Here is a 25,402-nt window from a genome sequence, read left to right as displayed (position 1 = left end):
AGGATAATCTTAATGTGGATATGTACTCCAAAATCCTTCAAAACTTGCTAGTAAAATTATAGGAAGAGAAATAGGTGGATGTGCTATTGGGTTTTTTTAGGAAATGCGCCAAAATTTAACTGAAGTGTTTAAGTGAGAAAAAGCCAAAAATTGTTCCGGATAGAATATGGAAAGTTATTGCCGTATATAAGTACCGAGGCAAAGTCTCCTCACGGCTTCAACTAATAATGAGCGGTTGACCTAAGTTTCGATACTAGTCATGGTTTATGGGGATTGGGATGGAAGGAATTGCCAAGCATCCAATATTGGATGCCTGGCAAACCGATTATTATTCTAATATTTCAGGTTATCCAAAAAATCGTTGACTCTTTCTTTGCTCTCGCCCGTCCTTTTTTGGATACGACCTATCAATTCGTCCTCCTTACCTTCTTGGTAGTCCAGGTCGTCATCGGTGAGCTCCCCCCATTCCTGCTTAATTTTTCCTTTCGCAATGTTCCAATTGCCCTTAACCTTATCTTTCCATGGTGCTGACATAACATTTTTATTTAGTAGTTTAAATATGGTAAATCTATTAGCTTAAAATAAGACAGATTGACTCGAACGCTAAGGAATTTGACTTGGTAAACCATAGCTCCTAAGGTCGTTGATAGCTCGGAGGTGCGACCTAAAATAGTGACCGATGCCGTGGGTTAGAACATACTCTAGGAAAACCGTATCTGACAGTCATAAATTCAAGGCAAAGGGCAAAAGCAAAATTCTATAATTCCAACTGGTGCGATATAGGGTGGGGAACTACATTAATATTGTCCACATTGCTTTAGGATCTAAAATAGAATAAATTGATTAGTTAAATTCTTTGCATGCCTATTTCAATTAGGATGCTACCAGCTCCGAAATGACCTTTAAGAACCTATCATTATATATAAAGCCATTTAGATAACATAAGGGTAGGAGTAGTTTTAAAATCAACTTTGAATTTGAAGCAATTGTAAATATACATGCGTTGCAAAGGCTTTTATATAAAAAGTTGTTTATATAAAAGCCTTTGTAGAATTACTTTACAACATTATATTAGAGTTAAAGCCATTGACGGAAACTTTGTTAAATAGGTTAGATTTAAATTTTCCGTCAATAAGCTTATATGAGCGTAGTGTAATTATATTTTGCTATTGACCATCCAATTAATTCCAAATTGGTCTGTACACCGACCAAAATATCCCCATTCCCGTTCCATAAAGTTGTGATGGATCTGACCACCTTTAGATAATTCTGAAAAAACCTCCTTCGCTTTTTCGCTATTCTCAACATCTATCGCCATGTGAATTTGATTGCCATGGGTAATAGGTGTATCAGGAGCTGCATCGTAAGCCATGATATGAATATTCTTCCCACTTAACTCTGCATGTTGCAATTTTTGTCGGTATGAAGCGGGTACATCCATTTTTTTATCTTCATAGGTCTCACGATTCTTGACTTCTGCACCAAATAGATTGGCATAATAATTTAATGCCTGCTGACAATTACCATTAAAAGCTAAATATGCTTGTATTTTCATCTTATAATATAATTTAGATTTTAAATTTTGGACAAAATAAATAGTCTCGCAAGAAGTCCCTTGTTTGAAAACATAGTTTATTAATGCGATTAAAAAAATGAACACCATAAAGATAGGACAGTGGCAACCCTATATTTATTATACGCCATTTATAATGCCCTCTATTTTTAATCGAAGTCATTTAGGATAGTATTGATGATGTACCTATTTCTTATTTTTTAAAAAATTCATTGACATCTAACCAATGAACAAATGCATCAAACCACCGGTTACTAGTGCGATTTGGGTTTCCGAGTCCGAAACCGTGTCCGCCATTTTGGTATAGGTGAAATTCAACGGGAATACCAGCCTTGAACCAAGAATCGATTACACCAAATTGTCCCTTGAAAAGAAAGTCGTCAGAAGCTATGACATTGAACATTGGAGGAGCGTTCTTAGGTACTTCGACAGCTCCCATACCACCGTATATAGGTCCGATGAAAGCCAATTTCATAATTTTCGAGTTCAAGGTTGAATGTATGGTAAGCCCTGCTCCGGCAGAAAAGCCGATCATTCCAATTCGGTTAGTGTCGACACCCCATTCTTTGGCGCGCTTGAGAATCATTTTATAAGCAGCTTCGGCATCTTCAAGTTGATTTGATAGGTCTCTTTGAGGGGTAACTGGCCTATTAGTCTCAGATTCAGTATTGCTCGATTCTGAAGGTGCTGTTCTAGGCCTATTCATCCAAGCAGTAAATTCATCTAGTGATTGAGGGGTCGGGTGCAATCTATATTTTAGAACAAAGGCAGCAATACCCTGTTTGGCCAAAGCCTCGGCTACCTCCCAACCTTCGTTGCCCAACGACAGCCATCTAAAACCACCTCCCGGTGCTACAATGACGGCAGTACCGTTCGCTTTTTCAGGCTCAGGTAGAAAAGGCGTGAGTGTTGCTGTAGTAATATTTCTGGCCATGGGGTCTCCCCATTGGCGAAACCAAGACTCCGATGCTGGTTGGTCGTCGACACCACCAGTACCCAGTAAAATTGCATTTGGTTCATCGGGAGCATCAAGTGGGTAAATCGTACCGTCTTGAGATGCTGAATTTTGAGCATTGCATACTAACGCAATGAATAAGATAACTTTAGTGAAATTGTTTAGAGTTGAGTTCATTTGTTAATAGTTTATGTGATGATAACCAAATATAGTGTAATTATTACATTTAATAGGATAAAACTAATTTCATCTAATATTTAACTGCTTAAAAACTAGACTGTAAAAGGGATAGTGAGAATATTTTAGGAAACTCAACATCACGGGCATATCGATGAAATATTGAGCAAAAAGAGGCAGTTTTCATTCTTGTTCTGTTTGTAAGGAATACGGAAGTTAACAGGTCAAAGGTGTCTATTCCTTATCGTACGGAAGTATTACTGGAACCTTGGTCGACAACCGAATCCTATTCGCCATCACCCTCAAAACCTTATCCGTAGGTATCCTGTCCCATAATCATTCATCCGATTTTCTAAAGGCTAGTGAACGGGATTGAATATTGACGGAAAAAATAAAGAAAGTTGCCCAATTATTGGACGTAAAGGTGTTGGACTATATCATAATGGCACCCGATGGTACCTATTTAAATTTTGCGGATGAGGGCATATTGTAAGGGATGACCAAAAATCATGTGTACCAACCCTTTTTTTACAGGAGCCAAAACTTTGGGTTTAGACCCATAAGGGATGGCTTATAAATAATTTTCATTTGGTCATGCAGATCATTAATGAACAAAATACGGATCATAAATAGTTCTATAAATTAAAAGGCATCTCCAGAACTCCCAATCAAAGTAGGGGTTCATTAAAAGACGATTTAGATTCGTCTTTTTTACATATCTATAGGTTCTTCTAACCGTTCCCATTTACCTTTCATGGGCACATCCTAAAATTTATTGCCAATTCTACTTATTCAAAGAGATTCTGCATTTTCATTTTTTAGAGATAGTCAATAAATTTATATAAGGACCAGTCTTAATAAATAGTAAGGCCGCTATGATTTGACTTTCCAAAGGCCTCACTGACTTTACATTCTTTTTTAAAAGCCCTCGGGACTACCTCCCAGGGTGCGATTCTTTTTGGGCTGCAGCGCAAAAAGGAGAAGCAAGAGGGTAGCACGCTAACGCATGCTCTATAACAATAGATTTATGTGAAGCCCCATGGTAGAGGGGTTTCCAGATATGATAGGGTCGTGATGATGCCCGTTTATTAATGGAAAAAGGGAACGAGCCCCATAGAACCAATGAATTTTTAATGGAAAAATGGATAGAGGATACGAAAAAGAAGCATTTACCTGCCTAAGCATCAAAAAGTCGATTGCTAAAAAGTATAGGAGGTTTTGCAAAACGCAAGGGACTTCCCAATCATTGACCCTGATGGCAATGGTCGAATTTTTCGAACATAACGGGCTGTCCCCCCAAGAACGACTGGGGGAAACCATAGCGAGCCTAAAATACTTAGTGAAACGCCGCTTCAATGCCTTGATTGCCATCCTGCGAAGTATCGAAAAAGAACAAACACTTCCTACCATGGGCATGATCCAAGCGCTTTTCGAACAGGAGTTGGAAAATGAGAATGAAGAATGGGAAAACGAATTTGATTTTATCGAAAAACAACTATCAGAACCGGAGAATTCCAAGGAACCGGATTTGGAAATGGAAGTCATGGTGCCTAAAATTCGATTGGATCGATTGGAGGAAAAGCATCAGGAACTCAAGGAAGATTTCAAGTACGTACTGAATCAGGTACGTATGTTTCGTAATCGCTTTGGCAAAGACTACCTGAAATTAGAAATCAATCCGGAAGCCCTTGATAAATACAGAACAAAACTTGAAAATTAATTCGAATGTACATTGCTATAACAAGACAACAGTTGGGAGGAAACTATCGCGGCAGTGTTCGTGACTTGGTCGATTATCTGGAAAAGGAAAATGTGGATAGGGCTCCCGAATTAGAGGAGCTTTACTTTAATCAAGGGGTAGACCGGATTGAATCGGAACAGGTTATTTCACAAATCGATGCCAATACGGCCAAATTGAAAAGGAAGGATCCTAAGTATTATTCACTGGTTGTAAGCCCATCGCAAAGGGAACTAAAGCATTTAGGGGATGACCCTGAAAAATTGAGGGCTTACACCAAAGAAATGATGAAGGCATATGCAGCCGCATTTTATAGAGACCACGAGGTATCCCATAAGGACATACTCTACTTTGCCAAAATCGAGCGAGAGCGAACGTTTTCCGATAAGGATAGGGAAGTAAGGGAAAATCAGGCGCATGCACGACAGATTTTGGAATTAAAGCACCGAGTTAGGGCTATAGATAGAGGAGAGGCGGTAGGGAACAGGAATCAATTACAAGCAAAAATAAATGTATTGGAGAAGGATGCCCCCCACCAACTGAATGGTCAACGGATAGTATCCGGTATGAAAAAGGAGGGGCCTCAAAGCCACATCCATATCATTGTAAGCCGAATGGACATCCACAATAAACACAGCTTGTCTCCAGGAGCGAGATTTAGGGCTTCGGAAACCAAATTGCATGGAGAGACCATCAAACAGGGGTTTGATCGAGATCAATTTTTTAGGGCAGCGGAAAAGACCTTTGATAAACAGTTTGGCTATCGCAGGAATTTTGTGGAAACCTACCATGCTCGAAATCTGATGGATAAGAATCCCAAACAGTTTTTTTCGGCTCTATTGGGCCTGCCTACAAGTGAAAAGCAAGTAGCACGCCACCTATTGTTCAAAGCGGGGATCAAAGTGCCATTAATCCCAACCAATCAAAAGCAAATGGCCTATAAAGCTCTTATGCAATTGAAAAAGGGTATGGGGAAAGCCTTGGAATCGGGATCTATAGGAATTTAAATATTATGGATAATATCATCACTCTGAAAATAGTAGGGACTTTTTTGTGTGCCATTGCATTATCCTCAGCATTGATACGATATTTAAAATACGGTTTTCTGCTTGGTATGGTTGGGTGGCTCCTACTTGTGATTAGCGCAGGAATAGTGAAGGAATGGTCTTTCTTTTTGGAGTGGATGTTTTTAGCAGGATTACCTATTTTATTGATACATGTTCTTCTTTTTGCTTTGGTGGACCATCATTCATCCTCCAAAAAATCGGCAAATCTCTTTGTGGTCCGTCTTAGGGTTAGGGGGCGCACTTTGGTTCTGGACAACATTCGAAGAGGGGTTTCCGTAATGGCTTCCGCCGGTAGTGGTAAAACCGAAAGTGTTATCTACGGTTTTTTGGAACATTTTAGAAAGGAGGGCTTCGCAGGAATTATTCACGACTATAAGGATTTTGAAATCACAGAAATGGCCAGCCCCCTATGGAACGACCAAAAGGTGCCTTTTCGGATCGTATCGTTCGGACCTATATATAACCGAGTCAATCCTATTGCTCCTCGTTATTTGCCCGATGAGGAAAGTGTTCATGAGGTATCACGTGTACTTCTAGAAAATCTCATGGAGAAACAAGGCTCTAATGAGAACAGCACCTCTCGGTTCTTTCAGGATGCTGCTGAGGGTTTGATCAGTGGTCTTATTTGGCGGCTAAAAACAGATTATCCCGATTTTTGTACCCTTCCCCATGTAATGGCGCTTTATCAACAGTTGGGCACTAAAAGCCTCATTAAGTTTCTGCGAGATAACTTAACGTCCCGTGCCATGGCAGATGCCTTTTTAAGCGGGGTGGGGTCGGAACGGCAAACGGCAGGGGTCATGAGTACTTTGGCCAATGCTATTAAAAAAATCAGCACGCGGAAAATCTTTTTGGTACTCTCGGCTGACGAGCTTCCATTGGACATCAATCATCCAAAGAACCTGTCGGTGGTCGCATTGGTCAATAATCCACAGAAGGACGCTTCCTTATCCCCAGTAATCGCCACCATCGCCCACACCATATCCAAACAGATGAGCCAGCGAAACAGGCAACCTTCATTTATGTTATTAGAGGAAGCTTCAACCCTTAGGTTGTTGAATATGCATCGAATTCCGGCCACCTTAAGAAGTTATAATATTGTCAGTATGTATGTCCTTCAGGATAAGGTCCAAAATGACATGATGTACGGTGAAAAGGCCAGCAAGGCCATACTATCCAATCTTTCATACCAGTTTTTCGGCAAAGTGAACGACCCGGATACGGCGCGATACTACGAACGCTTTTTTGAACTAGTTAAAAAACCCACTCGGAGTGTGAGTAAAAGTTCGGGTTGGAGTTTGGAAAGACGCATTACGGAAGGGGAGCGGGAGGTTTCCAAACGTAGGGCAGAGGTATTCTTTAGATTAAGACAAGGCGAATTTGTGGTGTTTGCCGATGGTAAGGATCGATTGGTGCGATTTTACAAGCCGGATATAAGTCGAGGTTTACCCAAGCCGCTTGCCATTTCCGAAAAAGATTTGGATGCTCATTATCTGAAAGTTCATAGAGAGGTGAGGTCTATGTTTCAATAGATGGGTAGCAACAATTGGATATAATATTGTTGATGCCATCACAAGTCGCTTGTTTGAATAGGCTTCTACTCATCTGAAACTTTTGGTTTGACTACCTTTACCGAACATGGGGTGTCCTGTACAGGGCTGAGATGATACCCGGAAGTGCACTACTTCACACCTGATCCAGATCATGCTGGCGTAGGGAATTGAAAAGGCCAGTCGGCTTATGGTCCATTCTGGGTACCCCATAGTAATCATATTTACTAGAAAATAGGAATGGAATTCATAGCACATTTACTTTTTTGGCAATGGGTTGGGACAGTTTTTGGTGTTGCCCAAGTGCTCTTGGCCCGACAGAATAATATTCACAACTATCTATTTGGTATGGTAGCCATTATCATCAGCATCGGGGTACATTACCAATCGCGATTATATGCCGATGTGCTATTGAACCTCTATTATCTGGTCATGAGTATTTATGGGTGGTTTTTTTGGAAAAAGGGAAGCCATAAAGAAGAAGCGCCAATTTCGATTGCTAATGGAAAAGAGCAAGGGATTGCGCTTGGGATTGTATTAGGTTGCTTCATCTTAATGGCTTATTGGCTTGGAGCACATACAGACTCCGATGTACCCTATTGGGACGCGATGGTCTGTGCCTTTGCCTGGGCAGGTATGTGGCTCATGGCCAAACGAAAAATTGAGAATTGGATATACTTAAATCTAAGTAACCTAATTTCCATTCCCCTTTTATTGTATAAGGAATTATATGTGTATGCCAGCCTTACCGCCTTCTTATTCTTGGTGGCTGTTTCGGGATATCTCAAGTGGAAGCGAATCCTACATCTGAAAAAGAAAGATACCTATGCAAAAGCCTAGTAAAGAATGGTTGGGCGGTGATGAGCTGCACCCCAAACTGCTCCAATGGATAGCCCATAAAAATCTTTGGAACCTTTGGGTGCCAACGGAGTACGGTGGATTGCAATCATCCTTGAGTGATGGATTGGAAATTCTTCGCACTTTGGCCAAATGGGAAGGTAGCCTGGGATGGACCGTTACCTTGTGCAGTGGGGCGAACTATTTCGTGGGTAACCTTGAAAAGGAGAAAGCTGATGAAATTTTTTTAGGAAGTCCATTACCCGTTTTTGGAGGAAGCGGAGCTATAGGTGGCACGGCCGAAAGGTGGGAAGGAGGATACCTTATATCTGGGATATGGAAATATGCTACCGGAGCACCCTACCTTACCCACTTTACGTTAAACGCCAAGATACTGGAGAATGGTAAGGAATTACGAACCGAGGATGGACAATCCAAAATACAATCCTTTATATTGAAAAAGGAACAAGTAGAGATTATCAAGGATTGGAATACAATGGGACTACGAGCCACGGCCACCCATTCCTTTCAGGTTCATTCCCAATATGTGGAAAGGAGCCAAAGTTTTGTATACAATAAAGTGTATCATCCCAATCCTATTTTTAAAATTCCTTTTTCTGTCTTTGCCGATTTGACATTATGGGCCAATTATTTAGGCCTGGCAGAACACTTTTTAGAGGAGGCTCATATCATACTAGGTTCTCTTGAGCAGCTCAAGTTACTGAAAGCTACCCTAACCAAGGCTTATAAAGATATGCGCTCCGATGCGGATACCATTGAAAGTTGGATAGGAAACGATACAAACATTTCAGAGTCTTACATAACAGAAATTCATCGCAAAGCTACCTATTCCGTACAAAATCTTACAGAGGCCATTATTAGGTTATATCCACTTTTGGGCATTCGTGGCGCTAGCGAACATCATAAGATCAACAAAATCTTTAAGGATTTTTTTACCGCCACCCAACATCATATTTTTAGTCCCATGGGGAGAAGAGGCTCCACCAAAGTTTTTAAACCGTAGGGTTTCATTTCATCAAATAAGGGATATGTTCTAGCACAAAATCGGCCCTTTCGACGGGGGTTGCCTTGGGAACCTCCAATAGTTCATAACCATACCCTCTATAGGTTTGAATCATTTTGTTATAAGTAAAGACGGCTTCATTCCATTCTTGGTGTCTTTGCGTATCGGTTCCATAGATTTCTTTCCAAGGAGGCAATAGGAAGACTTGGTTATTATAACGCCAATGTTCAGCATAGGATTTCATTTCTGAACTAATAGCTAGGCCTTCCAATGCTGCATAACATAGTGCATCCAAAAAACCACGATCGAAAAAGACAGGGACATCATTTCTTAAATCACTGCAGACCATTTCAAAATTTTGGATGGACCGATTGAACATTTTTTGGAAATAATTATTCTTGTTTTTCCATGGGAGGGCATCACCGTCGATATCCTGTTGTTCTTTGATTAGCGCCCTAGCAATCTCGGGAATAACAATCATATCATTACGCTTGATTTCTTCCAAAAGGGTGGTTTTGCCTACACCAGGGCCGCCCGTAATGATGAATAACGAGTTTTGGGGTTTAAGGTATTTCAATGATTTAAATTAGGGGATTATGGAAACGTAATAATTGAATTGGATTTAAAGCTCATTTGAAGGTCGGCAATACTACGAACTTTTGTGAAATAGACATTGAGAAATGTGAAAAATCAAGTAGAGGGAATAGTTCTAATGTTAAAAAACGGTTGCATAAAGACGTTTATCATGGATTTTTTAATGGATTGGTCATTGAAATTTTACTAAGTCCGTTTGTCAAAATTATTGCAATACTAATTATAGGAATCGCCTCTTTAAAAGAGTTGAACCAGACTTTTGCAAATTTATAGATGGATATCGAGTATCGGGAAATTTAATTTGAACGTTAGGGAAGTTGTTTATACTTTAATTCTATTCTGGTGATTAGAAGGGTATAATATTTTTTTTTCTCTTGTGTAAGTTTATCTTCATATCTTAATGATTCTTTTACGATTGCTATTAAAGCTTCCTTGTCCTTTAATTCAAATAGCTCATTAAAGTTTATCCCTAATTGCTTACTTAACATATATATCTTTTCCCAGCCTGTTTTCCCTTCCGCTCTTTCAATTCTTCCTATTAATGTTGAATTTGAGTCTATCTGATGCCCTAAGTCAAGTTGAGAAAGCCCCTTTCTTAGTCGTGCCAATCTTAGTAAACAGCCAATTTGAATATTGATTAATTCTATTTCTGAATCGCTGTATTTCCTCATTTAGTAAAAATTGAGAAATACGCTGCATTTATTCGATACAAATTTGTATCGAATAAAGTATTTTATTATATTGCTTAATAAATACATAATTTGCGATTCTTCTATTAGAACTTATTGGAAGCTTTCGCTTAGAGTCTTGGTTTGAAAACTGGTAATTTTTATGCAACAAGACAATAAGCAGTAGGCTCACGACCCGGGCGTGGGCTCTCTTATTGTTGCAGGGTATACCAGTACCACAAACCGATAAGTTGAGTTCCACGCCTTTTTGGTATCGGTTTTAACTTTCCTCTTTGTGACTGATTTCTGTTAATCTTTCGGACATCGCTAAACTTTTTAAAATGGAAATGATCTGGCAACTTTTTTATGTAGGATTTACACCCTGTGCCTGTCCCGTATTCGGAACTTCCCATTCGGTGTTTGATATCCTCTTTAGAAAAAAGCCTAAAAACCCCATTTGATTTCTTTTTGACACTAGTTATGGGTTGCACGCTGCAAATGTTCGGTTTTTCAATTCATATCACCCGTAACTGACGTTTACATTTTTGGGAAACCGCCCAAACACAATTTCACAGTCGGAATCTTGATAATATTCCAAACCCAGAGGCTTAGGCGTTTTGGGCAGGGGACTTATTGTCCAAACACTTATGGCCCCATGTAAGATACAACCTTATGTTGATACGCTGCGTTGTGCATATCGACCGAGTTTGTACTGAAGAAATTTATGGGGTCATCTAAAACCAACACATAAATCCATCAAACTGATAATTATGACAAAATTTCTGAATTCAAAGGGCAAAACACCTTTGCTCTTGATACTCTATATCTTATCAATGCCCTTTTTGTCTTTCCTACTTAGGGCGGGTAAAATCTTGGATCCACCACAGGCCACCATAACTGGCACCGTGACCCAATACACGGGAGTACCCCTTGCCGGGGTGAACATTGTGGTGGAATCCAAGTACAAAGGAGCCATTTCCGATTTGGATGGAACATACCAAATTGAAGCCAATGCGGACGATGTCCTCATTTTTTCAATGGTAGGGTATAAAACTCAAATTATTCAAATCAATGGCAGGGATGAAATTTCAATACAAATGGAAGAGGATGTTACTGCTTTGGAAGAAGTGGTTCTTAATGCTGGTTACTATACCATATCGGATAAAAAAAGCACAGGTAGCATTGCCAAGGTAAAAGCAAATATTTTTGACAAGCAGCCAGTGAATAATCCATTGGCTGCCATGCAGGGTCATGTGGCCGGCGTAAATATTGTACAGACCACAGGGCTTCCCGGCGGGGGTTTTAACATCGAAATTCGTGGAAGGAATTTTTTAAATGGAGTAAGTGACCCTCTCTTTATTGTGGATGGCGTTCCCTTCAATTCGCAATCACTGGGGGCATCTAGGGTATCTGGTCAAATTATGGGAGGTAGTATTAGCCCTTTAAACGCTATTGACCCCAACGATATAGAAAGTATTGAAGTACTCAAGGATGGAGATGCCACTGCCATATACGGCTCACGTGGAGCGAATGGAGTGGTTTTGATTACCACCAAAAAGGGCCAGTCGGGCAAAACTCGTGTTGAAGCACATGTAAGCACCACCATGGGCCAAGTTTCGCATTTTTTAGATTTAATGAATACCAATCAATATTTGGAAGTACGAAGAGAAGGAATTGCCAATGACGGGTATGGAGATTTACTCAATGACCCTAATTATGATTTTTTCTGGCCCGATGTGAAATTATGGGAGAATGAACGCTATACCAATTGGCAAGAAGAACTTATTGGAGGAACAGCGTTTCGCAACAATTATAAGCTCTCATTGTCCGGAGGGAATGACCTGACCCAATTTCTAATTAGTAGTTCCTTTCAGAACGAAACAACCGTTTTTCCAGGGGATTCCAAATACCAAAAGGCTAACATACGCAGCAATGTCAATCATCAGTCCGAAAATCGTCGATTCAGCATCAACCTTTCTTTGGGATATACCAATGAAAACAACACCATGCCGACAGTTGATTTTTCTACGAAGGCCTATACTTTGGAGCCTAATGCACCAAAAATTTATGATGAGGAAGGCAATATTAATTGGGAAAACAATACTTGGGACAATCCCTTGGCATCGCTAGATGAAACCTACAATGCAGAAATCAACACCTTGTTTGCTAATACATTGGTATCCTATAAATTAACGACCAACTTAAAGTTTCAATCCAACATTGGCTTTTCCGATTACCGGTTAGATTCCTATCGATCGATGCCCAGTTCCGCCCGAAATCCTGGTTTGGGGGTAACTCCCCAAAATTATTCCAATCATACCATAAATAATGCGAGGCGGACATCATGGATTGTGGAGCCACAATTGAACTACAAAAAAGGGTGGGACCTTTGGGAGTTGGATGTACTAGTGGGGACTACCTTCCAAGAGGAAGTTTCAAATCAATTGGTACAACGAGGGCTCGGTTATCCCAATGACGGCCTGATTAATAACCTGACCGCGGCAGAGACCATTGAAATATTTTCAGATACTGATGGAGAATACAAATACAATGCCTTGTTCGGTAGGGTTCATCTAGAATTTATGGATAAATATATTATTAATCTAACTGGAAGAAGGGACGGTTCTTCACGGTTTGGACCGGGTAGGCAGTTTGGCAATTTTGGGGCATTGGGTGCAGCTTGGATATTTTCGAATGAGGGATTCTTCAAAGAAAACGCTGCCTTGAGCTTCGGTAAAATTAGAGCTAGCTATGGTACGACGGGTAGTGATAACATTGGTGACTATCGATTTCTGGATACCTACAGCGTAACTGGAAATAACTATAACAATATTAGTCTATTGGAACCAACAGGGGTTTTTAATCCCCTATTTGGTTGGGAAGCCAATAGAAAAATGGAAGTAGCACTAGAACTGGGTTGGTTGAAGGATCGGATATTTATAAATACTTCTTATTATAAAAATAAATCATCCAATCAATTAATCGGTATTCCCTTGGCGGCCACTACCGGTTTCTCTGAGTTGACAGGTAATTTTGATGCTGAAGTGGAGAATACCGGTTGGGAGTTTGATTTGCGAACAATCAATATTCAATCAAATAAGCTTAACTGGAAAACAACATTCAATCTGACGGTACCTAGAAATAAATTAGTGTCTTTTGAGGGATTGGAAACATCTACCTTCTCTAATAGATACGTCGTTGGCGAACCATTAACCATCGCTAAGTTGTACCACTCCCTTGGTGTCGATCCTCAAACTGGTGAATATACTTTTGAGGATTATAATGGGGACACGGATATTACTAGCACAGAGGACAGGCAATGGATTGAGGACTTGGCACCCACTTATTATGGTGGCTTAGGAAACTCCATCAGTTTTGGAAGTTGGTCGATGGACATGTTGTTTCAATTTAAGAAACAAATGGCCTATAATACATTGCGATTTGTTGCTACACCTGGGTTTAAGGGAAATACGCCTGAATCACTCTACGATAGATGGACGCAAACAGGGGATAATGCCCCCATTCAAAAGTCGGCCGGGGGGTTGGCGGGGGGCCAAGATTTAGGGGCTTTACAACGGGATAGCGATGCTGCGATTTCAGATGCGTCATACGTTCGTTTAAGGAATATTTCTCTCAATTATAGAGTACCCTCGGCTCATTCGGATTTGGATTTTCAAGTATACCTCCAAGGGCAAAATCTCTGGACTTGGACTAACTATGATGGCCCCGATCCGGAACAACCCGCGAGTACCCGTCTTCCACCTCTTAGACAGATGACCCTAGGTTTTAAAATCAGTTTTTAATCAAAAAAACAGTTATGAAATATTTTTTATTGAAATACCCATTGGAAAAACTTTTTCATGGTTCATTACCCAAATACTACCATCAACTTCGAAAAGTTCATCTTATCGGAATGATTTGCACTTTGTGTTGTTGTACCGACTTTGTAGAAATAGATGCCCCTAAAAATACCTTGGTATCAGAAACGGTTTTTCAAGATGCGGCAACTGTCGAATCCGCTTTGGCCAATCTTTACTACAATTTGCGAGAGGGCGGAATGACTTCAGGCACCTACGGTATGACCACCGTAATGGGTATCTACACCGATGAATTGGATTATTATGGTTTCGGAGCGGACTACCTCCAATTCTATCAGCATAATGTGCTTCCTATCAATGGTATCGTTTCTGATTGGTGGTCACAAGCCTTTCAACTGATTTACGCAACGAATGACATCGTGCAGGGCGTTCGGGCATCAACGGAACTTTCCTCCATGGAAAAAAATCGCTTTGAAGGGGAAGCTTTATTTGTAAGAGCCTATCTGTATACTCTGTTGGTAAACCTATATGGAGATGTTCCATTGGTGCAAACTACTAATTATTTGGATAATAATAATGTCGCACGTTCGAACCAAAACTCTATAAACAATCAAATTATGGAGGATTTGGAACGATCCATTCTTCTTTTAAATAGTATGGAGCCAGTGTCAACTGAAAAAATTTATCCCGATGAATATACCGTTAAGGCTTTATTGGCACGTCACTATTTAAGGATTGGAAATTGGGAAAGGGCGGTAACTATTTCTTCCGAATTAATCAACCTATTTCCAATGGAATCCGATTTGAACAAGGTATTTCTAAAAGATTCCAAAGAAACTATTTGGCAACTAAAGGCAGATAATGATTTTCCTAAGAACACCAGGGAGGCCCAACAATTGATTATTCAGGCAGTTCCTAGCCAGACCTATGCACTGTCCAATGATTTTATGAATGCATTTGAGCCGGGTGACCAACGACTGATATATTGGACCCGTAGCATTTCGGACCAAGACTCAACCGTAACACTCTATTATCCCTATAAATACAAGGCAGGAATTAATGCCTTGGAATCGTTTGAATATTCGGTATTGTTCCGATCGACGGAACAAGTACTTATACGTTCGGAAGCAAAGGCACGGATGGGAGAGTTGGAAGGCGCTTTAGCGGATGTGAACCTTGTTCGTAGTAGAGCCGGATTATCCAACCTCATAGCCCACTCGCAAGAAGATGTTTTGGAGGCCATACTACATGAAAGACGTATGGAACTATTTACGGAACAAGGGCACAGGTGGCTGGACTTGAAGAGAATGGAAAAGGCTGAAGAGGTATTGGGAGACATCAAGGCAAACTGGAAAAATACCGATCTCCTACTCCCCATACCTGAGAATGAACTGGAACTCAATCCGAATTTATTACCACAAAATCCGGGATATTGATGTTAATTCTTAGGCTTCAAGATCCTTTCATTAATACAGTTAGGAGAGTTCTAAACCCAAAATTGAAATTGAGATGAAATATAGTGTATGGATCGCCTTGTTATGGATTTATATGTGGGGATATCCACAAAGTCCTTTAATAATCCCAACGGATAATCCGTCCATGGATAATTTGGGTCAAGAAACTTCTTTTATCAGCTCTAGAATTAAAGGGAACCAGTTGTACCTCAAAATTCCAGAAACCCTTTTTAATGCGCCCATGTTGTTAACGTGCTATGACGATATGAGACGTGGTTATATGCAGGTGGTCTGGGTCAAACACCGCGATGAGATTCTGCTGATGCGCCAATCGATTCGCTCTACCTCGGGAATTATGATTCCCATTAAAGAAGGCTTATACCTCGAAGATACTTTGCTAGCAAGGTTTCCTATAGAAAAGGAAGGGGCCGAACGGGACGCTCATTGGATCAATGCTACCGATTTCTTTCTAAATCAAGAAATTGAATGGCCCAATTATGGCGTCGATTTTGGAAGCCCCGTACCAAGTCTATCCCTTTTATTGGATGCCAAGAATTTTGATGATGAAGTCATCATTAAAACGCGCAGGGGTATGGTGCGAAGGAAATCTAAACTTTCAATCCCTATCTATTTCGGCCTCATTAAATTAGGTATACCGATGAAGGCTAGGGGATACGATTATCGAATGGGGTTCTATTACGAAAGTAAAATGGGGTCGCCATTTAATTTGCAAAACGGAGTGGCGAACATTACCAGGTGGCGATTGGAAAAGAAATTTAAGAATCAAAAATGGAGTGTACCCAAAAAACCCATCTCGTTTCTCATATCCCCGAAGGTGCCGCCCCAGTGGAGACCTTATATAAAAGCGGGAATTGAAGAATGGTTGCCGGCTTTCGAACAGGCTGGTTTTAAAGATGCCATCGTGGTCAAGGAAATGGACAGCCTCAATGATTGGGAAGCACACAGCATCCATTCCAATGTGGTGTACTGGAATCCAAAGAAATATATAAGAGGTTCTGAAAATAAAGATTTTGGGGGAACCATTGGCCACCTGATAGATGAAAGATCCGGTGAAATCCTTCGGGGTGATATTTTTATGGGAGCTTCTGCACGTACCGTCATGGAAAACTATTTTATTCGGGCAGCTCCATTGGATGCAAGAGCAAGAAAATTGCCCTTTCCCGATGAATTGATTGGCGAATTGTTTCAAGTGATAGCAGCCCATGAGGCGGGACATGTATTTGGTCTCATCGATGCTAATTTTGGGGAATACCAATATCCTTGGGAAAAAATGAACGATGAGGAATGGTTGCGCACCATGAGACATACTCCAAGTGTCATGAACTATACGCGTACCTCCAATATTCCGCAGCCATCGGATAGCATTTCTCCATCTTTGTTGCTACGACACGTGGGCCCCACGGATAAATACCAAATTCAATGGGCCTATAAAGAATTTCCATGGGGTACTACCGCTCAAGAAGAAAAACAGGTATTGGAACGCATGATTCGTTGGCAGGATTCGGTTCCATGGTACCGATTCAATAACAATCAAATGGAAGTTATTGGGCCCACCTCCTCTAATGAGGTGGTCGAAACCGATAATCCCATAAAAAGTACCGAACTCGCACTTAAAAATTTGGAACGGGTAGTATCTCTATTACCTGGCATATGTGCAAATCAAAAGGATAATAGTCAATTAAATCGCCTATATGGGAAAACTCTAAAACTATATTACCAACACATGCAGCACCTTTCCACCCTCATCGGAGGATATGCGATTCATTACAAAGCTCTGAACCAGCCAGGTCAGATGTATGAACCCATTCCTTGGGAAGAGCAAATCAAGGCGCTTGATTTCTTATTAAAGTGGGCCTTTGACCCGCCGAAATGGTTAACAAGCCCTGATTTTCTAAGGAAGGTAAGTTATTCAACCTTTCCAGATATTGTTTTACAGGAACAACAGAAATTATTAGTTGAAATGTTAGCGGCCCATCGATTCAAACGGTTGGAATATTTGGAAGAGGTAAGCGGAAATGGAGGATTCCTTCATTCCTTCCTTACCAAATTGCAGAAAGGATTATTTTACGAAAGCAAAACTTTAAATCTCGGTAATAGAAGACGAGATGCTATTCAAAAGACCTACATTGATATTATAAAAATATTATTGGAGCAAGAGGGGGACTTTATGAATATGGAAAGCCAATTTTTTATTGCTTCTGATTACTCCAAAGGTCTTTTATGGCAAGAATTGATGGATTTACGAACTTTGATAAAGAAAAACATGCGCCAATATCCCAAAGCCGTTCGAATGGGCCATTGGGCCAAATGTCTTCATACACTCAATAGGATCTTGTAATTTTAATTTAAAACCTAATTAGCGAGATTTGTCAAATTCAATGCAGTTGATTTGAATTAGCGAAGAAAGGTGCCTTTGTTAGGGGCACCTTTCTATTACAATTAGCAAATGCTTATGGTTTACTCAACGCAGTGCTTGAAAAACTGGGTGAAGAGTACAACTGATGCCCTAAGTAAGAGCATTGGTTATCTCCCCCTTGATAGCAAGCTTCTTCAACCATAATCGGCTGCCAGTCTTGATTGAGAGGTTTGTAATAAGCTTCTCTATCTGCCGTAGGAGATGCATCAGCAAATGCGAGTCCCATAGCTAATAAAATGGCAAATGCCGGAAGAACGGGTTTTAAAAAACGATTTTTCATGGATTTGTGTATTAAATAATGATGCCTACTCTTGAAGGTTTTCGGCTTCCCCTATTACTACGTAGTACGATAATTATGTCTATTTTTATTCAAAACCTTCAGGAGGTAAAGGCCAAGGATTAACTGAAGTATGAAACCCATATTCATTAAGAGGTGCCCTTTCCAACTCAAAGATGAGATGATACCCCCGCAAGAACAGGGAATGGAGTTACTAAATTCTAAAACATAAAGGATGTAAACCGTATATATAGAGAGCAATACCAAGCTAGAATAGATAGCTAAATACGTAGTTGCTCTAAACAGCCATAAACAGGCTATGGTTAATTCAATCGCTGGAATTGTAATGGAGATGAAGTGATTATAGGGAGCGAGTAGGGGAAATCGCACCAATTGAGCTTCAAATTCCATTAGATAAATAAATTTACTGACCGCCGTATAGGTGAAAAGAAAAATAAAGAAGGCTCTTATTAGTAAGAGAACTTTTCGGGAAATTTGTTTAGTGCCCATATCTTTTGGATTGATATGGTGAATTTCGGAAGACTGATTTACTTGAAAAGGATATTTATGTAGCCCTGAGGGATTATGTAACTTCCTCCCTTTTCATTTTTGCCCGGTAATAGCGGGGGGAATCCCCATACCTTTCCTTAAATGCCCAAGAGAAATGTGGGAAACTTTTGAAGCCTACCATTTTACCGATAGTTTTGAACGGTAACTGAGTATATTGCACCATCGTCTTTGCTTTGCGAAGACGCTCCCTTACCAAAAATTTGTGCACTGTAGTGCCATATAGTTCCTTAAAACCATATTTTAACTTGAATTCATTGGTCCCTAATTGATGAGCCAAATCCTTCAAATGGGGAGGGTCCATTTCAAGGTTATTAAGAATCATATCCTTTCCTTGTCTAATTTTTCTAATATCATCATAACTCAACCGAACCTTTGACTTTTTAGGTTCTTTCATGCTTCCTTTCGATGGGAGTTGGTAGTCTTTTTTATCCAAACCAGTATTTTTTCCCATTGTAGTTTGAATGACGTTAACTAGGACGCTCAAATCCCCCGAATCGGGATTTACAAATGAAGTTACGTAACATCGATTTGGAATGGTGAGGTTCTCATGGGTGATAAATCTAAGCTCCATAATCGTATCATAGACCTTGCGTTTACAAAAGGTTTTCCATTTGTTCTTCCAAATTTCTTTGGATTTATCGCAAAGAAGATCTTCAAATGGTTTCTGTACCATGGTATTGCATAACCTTGATAGCACACTGCAAGCCTTTTGATTAACCATCTGTATTCTTCCGGATTGATCCAGCAAAAAGCTCATCTGAATTAGATGGGTGGTTGTATTTTGATTATTTACAAAACCTTGATGATAAAAGGATTCCTGTATTTCTTCTGCAAGCATATTTAGAACAATGGACAAGGCTTCCACATTGTCATTTGCGCTAGAAGTTCTCACTCTATAAAAGAAATTTCCGCTGGCCATTTCCATAAGCATATGCTGAATTTCCTGTAATCTTTTATCCGATCTATATGGTGACATTTTTTTAGTTTAAAGACATTTTCGTAATCTATCTAAATAATAAACAATCCCAGTAACACTAGGAAGCTAAGAAATCGCTGTAGAAATCCAATGGCTTTTTCCTTTTGGTAAAAAGATGCGGTTGGAATAGAAGAATGGTTGGTGCGAATGTAAAATTGAATCATGGCGTCCGTTACTGGGGAATCAATCATAAATGCCAATGCCTTCACCAAGGTTGAACCTTCCAAGGCAAGATAATCTCGAGCCGGCTTATCTATTTTTCTCAGCTGTCGAATATCGCATAAAATGGGATAGGATTGTTCCTCTTGAAAGGCAATCCTGTCCTTTACGATTTGAATTGCAGCTGTTCGGTTAATAGCTATACCGGGCTTATAGGCAATATGGACTATATTTTTCTCGACACTATAAACAGCATATTCATTTTCAAAAAAAATTCGCATCATGGTTAGAAAACTGGTAATCAAAGTTGAAATTACAAAAATATGATGATTGAAAATTTTGATTAGACCTTTAAAGCCCTACATATAAGGGAAATTTATACGTAAGAAGGATTAAAACATACGTTAAAAGGATTAATATATATGTGGTATCTAATTATTCCTACGATTCAAAGTACATTTTATGATAAATCATATCATATCATGGCAAAAATCAGACACAATAACTTTTTAGACACCGTACACGACCTGATGACGAACGCTTCTCGAGAAGGGGTCTTGCATCTATACGCTGAAGGAGATCATTTTACGGGAAGACATATCTCCGTAAAAGGAAAATCGCTCATGCATTTCGGAACGACCGGATATCTTGGTTTAGAACAAGACGAGCGTTTGAAGTCTGCAGCTATGGCGGCCATTGATAATTATGGCACCCAGTTCCCCTTATCCAAATCCTACATTTCCCATCCTTTATATGAGCAGTTGGAATTCCATTTGAATCAAATGTATGGGTATCCCATAGTGGTAACTAAAAATAGCACTTTGGGACATCTTGGGGTCATTCCGAGCATTGTCGGTACGAACGACGCAATCATTCTAGATCATCAGGTTCACTGGAGCGTTCAGTCAGCATGCCGACTGCTGAAGTCACAAGGGGTCGCTTTGGATATGATTAGGCATAATCATTTACAAATGTTGGAAGACAGAATCAAATTTCATATAAAACGGAGAAAAATTTGGTATATGGCCGATGGCATTTATTCGATGTTTGGTGATTATGCCCCAGTAGTTCAATTAATGGAATTGGCAAAAAAATATCCCCAATTGCATTTATATTTTGATGATGTACATGGGATGAGCTGGATTGGAAAAAACGGAACAGGATACGTTTTGGATCAGTTAAAGGAATTGTCCGATCAAGTTTTGGTATTTGGTACATTGAGCAAAACCTTTGGAGCAAGTGGAGCGGTACTCATATGTCCAAACGAAAAGCTATATCAAAAAATTAAGACTTTTGGTGGACCTTTAACTTTTTCGGCTCAGTTAGAACCCTCAGCAGTAGGGGCGGCCATTGCTTCGTCCAAAATCCATCTTTCCAAGGAAATTTATCAATTACAAGAGGAACTAAGTACTCGTATCCAGTATTTTAATGATTTATTGAAGTTAAGGGAAGTAGTGATTATTGACGACAATAACTCTCCCGTTTTCTATGTGGGCACGGGTGCGCCTGAAACGGGATATAAATTGGTTCGACGTTTAATGGACGACGGTTTTTATACGAACTTGGGAATGTTTCCAGCCGTTCCCGTTAAAAATACAGGTATCCGTATTACTATATCTCGACATAACCAGCTCGATGATATCAAAGCCTTGGCCGAAGCTTTAGAGCATCATTATCCGAAGGTTTTGCAAGAAACGGTCACATCCACCGATAGAATTAAAAGAGCCTTTGGAATCCATTCCTCATCGAATCCAAGCTTTAAAAATGACAGCAAATTACTTGTAAAGGTGTACCAAACTATTGAGAAGGTTGATAAAGAATTATGGGATTCCAATTTGGGTAGGAACGGTTTGTTTAATTGGGATGGGCTGTTATGGCTTGAGAAAAACTTTAAGAATAACTCGGCGATAGAAAACAATTGGCAGTTTCAATATATCATCATTCAGGATTCCGAGGGTATTCCTGTTCTTCTAACCTTTATGACTATTTCTTTATGGAAGGATGATATGCTTTCACCAGAAAATGTGTCCCAGGAATTGGAGGCAAAAAGAAAAGGAAATCCATATTACATGACATCAAAAGTGCTTTCAATGGGATCCTTATTTACAGAGGGAAAGCATATTTTTTTAAATGAAAAGCATCCGCTATATAAAAAGGCCTTGCACTTATTTATTCTAGCTATAGAAAAAATGGAAGGTGATACAGGGGCCCAAATGGTGGTTTTTCGTGATTTTAGCAAAGAAAATCGCCTTCAGAGCTTCCTTTTTAACCAAGGGTATATGAAGATAAGAATGCCAGATACCTGTTCGCTGCCATTACCGTTAGGAATTACCGCAGAAAGTCATATTGCTCAACTCTCGCCCAGAAACAGAAGGCATTTTCGAAAAGAGATTTTACCCTATGAGGCGGAATTCCAAATTGAAATTTTACAGAACGTCAACTCGGAGGAGCGGGAACATTTGTATAAGCTCTATCTCAATGTTCAAAAAAATAATTTAGGTTTAAATACTTTTCCATTGCCCATAAGTATGTTGGACCAAATGGCTTCCAACCCTAATTGGGAATTTATAATACTACGATTGAAAAGCGAATCAGGAATGCCCTTAATTGGCGTGATGTTCTGTTATATCAACACGCTGGGTAATTATATCCCTGCCTTTGTTGGAATGGATTATCGCTACATTACCAGTTATCACCTTTACCGTCAACTACTCTATCAGACTATCAAACGAGCCATGGCCTTGAACTTGGATAAAATTGATTTTGGTATGACAGCGTCCTTTGAAAAAAGAAAATTGGGCGCACAGGTTCATGAAGTCTATGCTTTTTTACAGACTCGTGATAATTATAAATTGGAATTTTTAGGTCTTATGGAAGGACAAAATAAGAGTTGATGGATGAAATACCTAAAGTTGCTATCGGTCTTTGAGTCGCATTTGGACGCCTTGGAAGGAGGGAAGGGAGATGTTCTTTTCAAGGCCGAAAAAGGCATTGTATTGGTAGAGAAAAGCATTCGGCAACTTCAAAAGGAAATAGCTGGCAAGCCTTTTGCCACCCCTGAGGATGAGATCTATTTCTTTAAGCATATCAAACCTCAAATCTTTAGTAAGCTAATTTATTATGTGAAGTTATTTAATTTAGAAAGCAAGAGACCTCGGGGTAATGACGCGGCACAAATCAAATACCTTCAAAATCAAATTGATAAGCTTCAAGCCTTTTTCAATGATAACTTAGAATTTTATAATTATTACCGACGGGGTGCCATGTCATTGGACGAACAGTATTTTATAAGGGGAAACCGCGATCTAAGACTACCTCTGGAATCATTTCATTTTTTAATTGATGATCAATTTTCTACGTGCCATGACGGTACTGTTTCCACCATAATGGCATACGATATGCTCATTGTATACCTTAAAAAGGAGATTGATGATTTAAATATTAACCTTGAAACTCAAAAATCCATTGCAATGGAAAAACCATCAAAATTATTCTGGACTGGAAGTAAAACAGATCTTATAGAACTTATATACGCCCTTCATGCCAGTCAATCGATTAATGGTGGTACCGTAGACATAAAGGAAATGGCTTCTCATTTTGAACATTTTTATAATATTGACCTTGGCAACTATTACCACACCTTTATTGAAATTCGATCACGAAAAACCACTAGAACACGGTTTTTAGAGAAATTGATCGATGCTCTTCAACATCGTATGGATTCCTTGGATGAATGAATGAATCGCTACCCCAAGTTGGGTGCCAACTTGGGCTTTTGACAAATTCCAATCATAAATGACTAAAGTTTCTTTTCAGAGGGTGTCATAGTATAAATCGTGTCCTGAATAAAGGCATTTGAGCGATTAGCAGTGAAACAATAATCTTCCCCAAGGTGGGACATATCTTGGGAAAGATTATTAAAATCCTTTTACATCTTTACCAAACGAAAGTCAAATCTCAAAAGAGACCATGGCAGAATTGAATTTTGCCTTTGGTCTCTTTATTAAAATCAAATGTTATGGGAGAAAGAATTGTTACTACTGATGATCTGTATGAATTTAAAATGAACCTCTTGGAAGAAATTAAACAATTGTTTCAAAATCAGGGTAAAATGGAAAAAAAATGGATCCGGTCGAACGAGGTACGGCAATTATTGGGTATATCCCCAGGGACCTTGCAGAACTTACGTATTAACGGCACTTTACCTTATACTAAAATTGGAGGGGTACTCTATTATGAGTATCATGAAATAATGCAAGTATTAGAACGAAACAAAATTCACAACCATATCTAAATTATTTTGGGGGAAATTAATTACATCACCCATCTGAATGCGGTATTTGAGCATTTTTCAAAAGATAAGAGGTTGAATGCGACTCATATCAGCCTGTATGTTGCGTTATTTCAGCTTTGGAACCATAATTTTTTTAAACAGGAATTTTACATCAATCGTGAAGAAGTTATGGCTATTTCCAAAATCGGTTCCAAATCCACCTATCATCGTTGTATCAAAGAGCTTAATTATTGGAAGTATTTAAATTATTACCCATCACACAATCCATTTAAAGGCAGTCGCATTAAGATGTTCGAATTTGGTACAAGCACTGAACAAGCTGTGGACCAAGACTGTACCAAAAATGGGACAAGTACTGGACAAGTAGTGGTACCTATAATAAAACAAATACAAACTATAGAAACTAATAAAAACAAGGTCCAAAAAAAGAATTTAAGGAATTCAGAATCTGACGAAAATAAAAACTACGGCAAGAACTATCCCAGTGTTCCCTATAGAGACCACTTGAAAATTTCTGATGAAAAAAATTATGATGAGCCTTTATGAACTTCAATGCGCCACATATCATTACTGAAGGTGTTAAACAATACCAATTGGGGGTTTTTAAAGGCAAAGAAATTAGATATGATTTTGAAAAAATCTTGGATTACCTCAATGCTAAAGGGCAATTGATGTTCGGTAAAGATTTTAAAATTTATAAAGAAGACCGGGATATACTTTACAAATTATGCCTCTATTTTATCCAAGATAAAGAACGTTGTCATCAGTTGGATATTGATATCAGGAAAGGAATACTACTATCCGGCCCCGTAGGCTGCGGTAAAACCAGCCTGATGAAATTGTTGAAGCACATTGTTCCACATCAGCGGTCGTATGCGGTCATCCCTAGCCGAAATATTGTTTTTGCCTTCAACCATCTAGGTTATAAAATCATCGGGGATTACGGAGACCAAAGACTCTATTGTTTTGATGATTTAGGAATTGAGCCCCTGGGAGTGCATTTTGGGCAGCAATGTAATGTGTTAGGGGAAATTTTGCTTTCACGCCACGAGCTCTTTATCAATCAAAACTACAAAACACACGCTACTACCAACTTAAACGCAAAAGAGCTGGAAGAACGTTATGGCAGCCGCGTGCGGTCTCGAATGCGTGAACTCTTTAACTTAGTAGCCTTTAACAAAAAGACTTCTGATAAGAGAAAATAAGTCAAATGCTAATGCGATTGATTGAAACC

The 25,402-nt window shown here is 39.4% G+C and carries 22 protein-coding genes and 1 pseudogene; 14 read left to right on the top strand and 9 right to left on the bottom strand.

The genetic code is table 11. The annotated features are described in order from the left end of the window. Positions 1-333: 333 nt before the first annotated feature. The 3 genes from IL356_RS19885 to IL356_RS19875 form a co-directional block, all read right to left on the bottom strand. Positions 334-534 (bottom strand): CsbD family protein, encoded by a 201-nt coding sequence (locus IL356_RS19885; protein ID WP_121848532.1) that lies wholly within the window; start codon positions 532-534, stop codon positions 334-336. 622 nt (positions 535-1,156) lie between these two features. After that, positions 1,157-1,555: a VOC family protein gene (locus IL356_RS19880; RefSeq protein WP_121848533.1), complete on the bottom strand. Its 399-nt coding sequence runs from the start codon at positions 1,553-1,555 to the stop codon at positions 1,157-1,159. A 211-nt stretch (positions 1,556-1,766) separates the two neighbouring features. Then, entirely contained in the window at positions 1,767-2,705 is a 939-nt protein-coding gene (locus IL356_RS19875) for an alpha/beta hydrolase (RefSeq protein WP_121848534.1), read from the bottom strand. Between the two features lie 241 nt (positions 2,706-2,946). On the opposite strand from IL356_RS19875, the pseudogene IL356_RS20340 reads away from it, so the two are divergent. The 6 genes and pseudogenes from IL356_RS20340 to IL356_RS19845 all read left to right on the top strand — a co-directional run. Next, positions 2,947-3,198: pseudogene (locus IL356_RS20340) on the top strand (JAB domain-containing protein); the annotation flags it as partial. 648 nt (positions 3,199-3,846) lie between these two features. Next, positions 3,847-4,425 (top strand): BfmA/BtgA family mobilization protein, encoded by a 579-nt coding sequence (locus IL356_RS19865; protein ID WP_121848535.1) that lies wholly within the window; start codon positions 3,847-3,849, stop codon positions 4,423-4,425. Between the two features lie 5 nt (positions 4,426-4,430). Continuing rightward, complete coding sequence (gene mobB, locus IL356_RS19860) at positions 4,431-5,450, top strand: MobB family relaxase (protein WP_121848536.1); 1,020 nt, start codon at positions 4,431-4,433, stop codon at positions 5,448-5,450. A gap of 5 nt (positions 5,451-5,455) precedes the next feature. Further along, a complete protein-coding gene (locus IL356_RS19855; RefSeq protein ID WP_121848537.1) occupies positions 5,456-7,042 on the top strand; it encodes a type IV secretory system conjugative DNA transfer family protein in 1,587 nt (528 codons plus the stop codon). 258 nt (positions 7,043-7,300) lie between these two features. After that, a complete protein-coding gene (gene pnuC / locus IL356_RS19850; RefSeq protein WP_121848538.1) occupies positions 7,301-7,900 on the top strand; it encodes a nicotinamide riboside transporter PnuC in 600 nt (199 codons plus the stop codon). Further along, positions 7,887-8,921, top strand: coding sequence for an acyl-CoA dehydrogenase family protein (locus IL356_RS19845; RefSeq protein WP_121848539.1), 1,035 nt, complete (start codon positions 7,887-7,889; stop codon positions 8,919-8,921). The genes pnuC and IL356_RS19845 overlap by 14 nt, the downstream gene beginning before the upstream one ends. 4 nt (positions 8,922-8,925) lie before the next feature. On the opposite strand, the gene IL356_RS19840 is transcribed toward IL356_RS19845, so the two are convergent. Together IL356_RS19840 and IL356_RS19835 are read right to left on the bottom strand one after the other, a co-directional pair. Then, positions 8,926-9,498, bottom strand: coding sequence for an AAA family ATPase (locus IL356_RS19840; protein WP_121848540.1), 573 nt, complete (start codon positions 9,496-9,498; stop codon positions 8,926-8,928). A gap of 325 nt (positions 9,499-9,823) precedes the next feature. After that, complete coding sequence (locus IL356_RS19835; RefSeq protein WP_121848542.1) at positions 9,824-10,186, bottom strand: helix-turn-helix domain-containing protein; 363 nt, start codon at positions 10,184-10,186, stop codon at positions 9,824-9,826. 767 nt (positions 10,187-10,953) lie between these two features. Here IL356_RS19835 and IL356_RS19830 point away from each other — a divergent pair. The 3 genes from IL356_RS19830 to IL356_RS19820 all read left to right on the top strand — a co-directional run bounded on the left by IL356_RS19830 (position 10,954) and on the right by IL356_RS19820 (position 17,814). Continuing rightward, positions 10,954-13,986 carry a SusC/RagA family TonB-linked outer membrane protein gene (locus IL356_RS19830; RefSeq protein WP_121848544.1) on the top strand — a complete coding sequence of 1,011 codons (3,033 nt, stop codon included), beginning with the start codon at positions 10,954-10,956 and terminating at the stop codon, positions 13,984-13,986. 14 nt (positions 13,987-14,000) lie between these two features. Then, the gene (locus IL356_RS19825; RefSeq protein ID WP_121848545.1) at positions 14,001-15,437 is read left to right on the top strand and encodes a RagB/SusD family nutrient uptake outer membrane protein; all 1,437 of its coding nucleotides are present in this window, start codon (positions 14,001-14,003) and stop codon (positions 15,435-15,437) included. A gap of 73 nt (positions 15,438-15,510) precedes the next feature. Beyond that, positions 15,511-17,814 carry a zinc-dependent metalloprotease gene (locus IL356_RS19820; RefSeq protein ID WP_121848546.1) on the top strand — a complete coding sequence of 768 codons (2,304 nt, stop codon included), beginning with the start codon at positions 15,511-15,513 and terminating at the stop codon, positions 17,812-17,814. Between the two features lie 112 nt (positions 17,815-17,926). Here IL356_RS19820 and IL356_RS19815 read toward each other — a convergent pair whose 3' ends face one another. The 4 genes from IL356_RS19815 to IL356_RS19800 form a co-directional block, all read right to left on the bottom strand. Next, entirely contained in the window at positions 17,927-18,172 is a 246-nt protein-coding gene (locus IL356_RS19815; protein ID WP_121848547.1) for a DUF6520 family protein, read from the bottom strand. Between the two features lie 57 nt (positions 18,173-18,229). Continuing rightward, positions 18,230-18,679: a MauE/DoxX family redox-associated membrane protein gene (locus tag IL356_RS20335; RefSeq protein WP_121848548.1), complete on the bottom strand. Its 450-nt coding sequence runs from the start codon at positions 18,677-18,679 to the stop codon at positions 18,230-18,232. Between the two features lie 73 nt (positions 18,680-18,752). Next, positions 18,753-19,715, bottom strand: a complete 963-nt coding sequence (locus IL356_RS19805; RefSeq protein WP_121848549.1) for a helix-turn-helix domain-containing protein — start codon at positions 19,713-19,715, stop codon at positions 18,753-18,755. Between the two features lie 32 nt (positions 19,716-19,747). Further along, positions 19,748-20,158 carry a DUF7793 family protein gene (locus IL356_RS19800; protein WP_121848550.1) on the bottom strand — a complete coding sequence of 137 codons (411 nt, stop codon included), beginning with the start codon at positions 20,156-20,158 and terminating at the stop codon, positions 19,748-19,750. Positions 20,159-20,356: 198 nt separating this feature from the next. Between IL356_RS19800 and IL356_RS19795 the strand changes: the two genes are divergently transcribed. The 5 genes from IL356_RS19795 (at position 20,357) to IL356_RS19775 (ending at position 25,373) form a co-directional block, all read left to right on the top strand. Further along, on the top strand, positions 20,357-22,768 hold the full coding sequence (locus tag IL356_RS19795) for an aminotransferase class I/II-fold pyridoxal phosphate-dependent enzyme (RefSeq protein WP_121848551.1): 2,412 nt from the start codon (positions 20,357-20,359) through the stop codon (positions 22,766-22,768). A 3-nt stretch (positions 22,769-22,771) separates the two neighbouring features. Next, positions 22,772-23,611, top strand: a complete 840-nt coding sequence (locus IL356_RS19790; protein ID WP_121848552.1) for an RteC domain-containing protein — start codon at positions 22,772-22,774, stop codon at positions 23,609-23,611. Positions 23,612-23,892: 281 nt separating this feature from the next. After that, positions 23,893-24,168, top strand: a complete 276-nt coding sequence (locus IL356_RS19785; protein WP_121848553.1) for a helix-turn-helix domain-containing protein — start codon at positions 23,893-23,895, stop codon at positions 24,166-24,168. A gap of 6 nt (positions 24,169-24,174) precedes the next feature. Next, positions 24,175-24,714, top strand: coding sequence for a hypothetical protein (locus IL356_RS19780; protein ID WP_121848554.1), 540 nt, complete (start codon positions 24,175-24,177; stop codon positions 24,712-24,714). Beyond that, positions 24,711-25,373, top strand: a complete 663-nt coding sequence (locus tag IL356_RS19775) for a P-loop NTPase family protein (protein ID WP_121848555.1) — start codon at positions 24,711-24,713, stop codon at positions 25,371-25,373. The genes IL356_RS19780 and IL356_RS19775 overlap by 4 nt, the downstream gene beginning before the upstream one ends. Positions 25,374-25,402: the final 29 nt, after the last annotated feature.

The organism is Euzebyella marina, assembly GCF_014855515.1.
GTDB classification, from domain to species: Bacteria; Bacteroidota; Bacteroidia; order Flavobacteriales; family Flavobacteriaceae; genus Euzebyella; species Euzebyella marina.
This window is presented reverse-complemented; position numbering and strand designations above follow the sequence as displayed.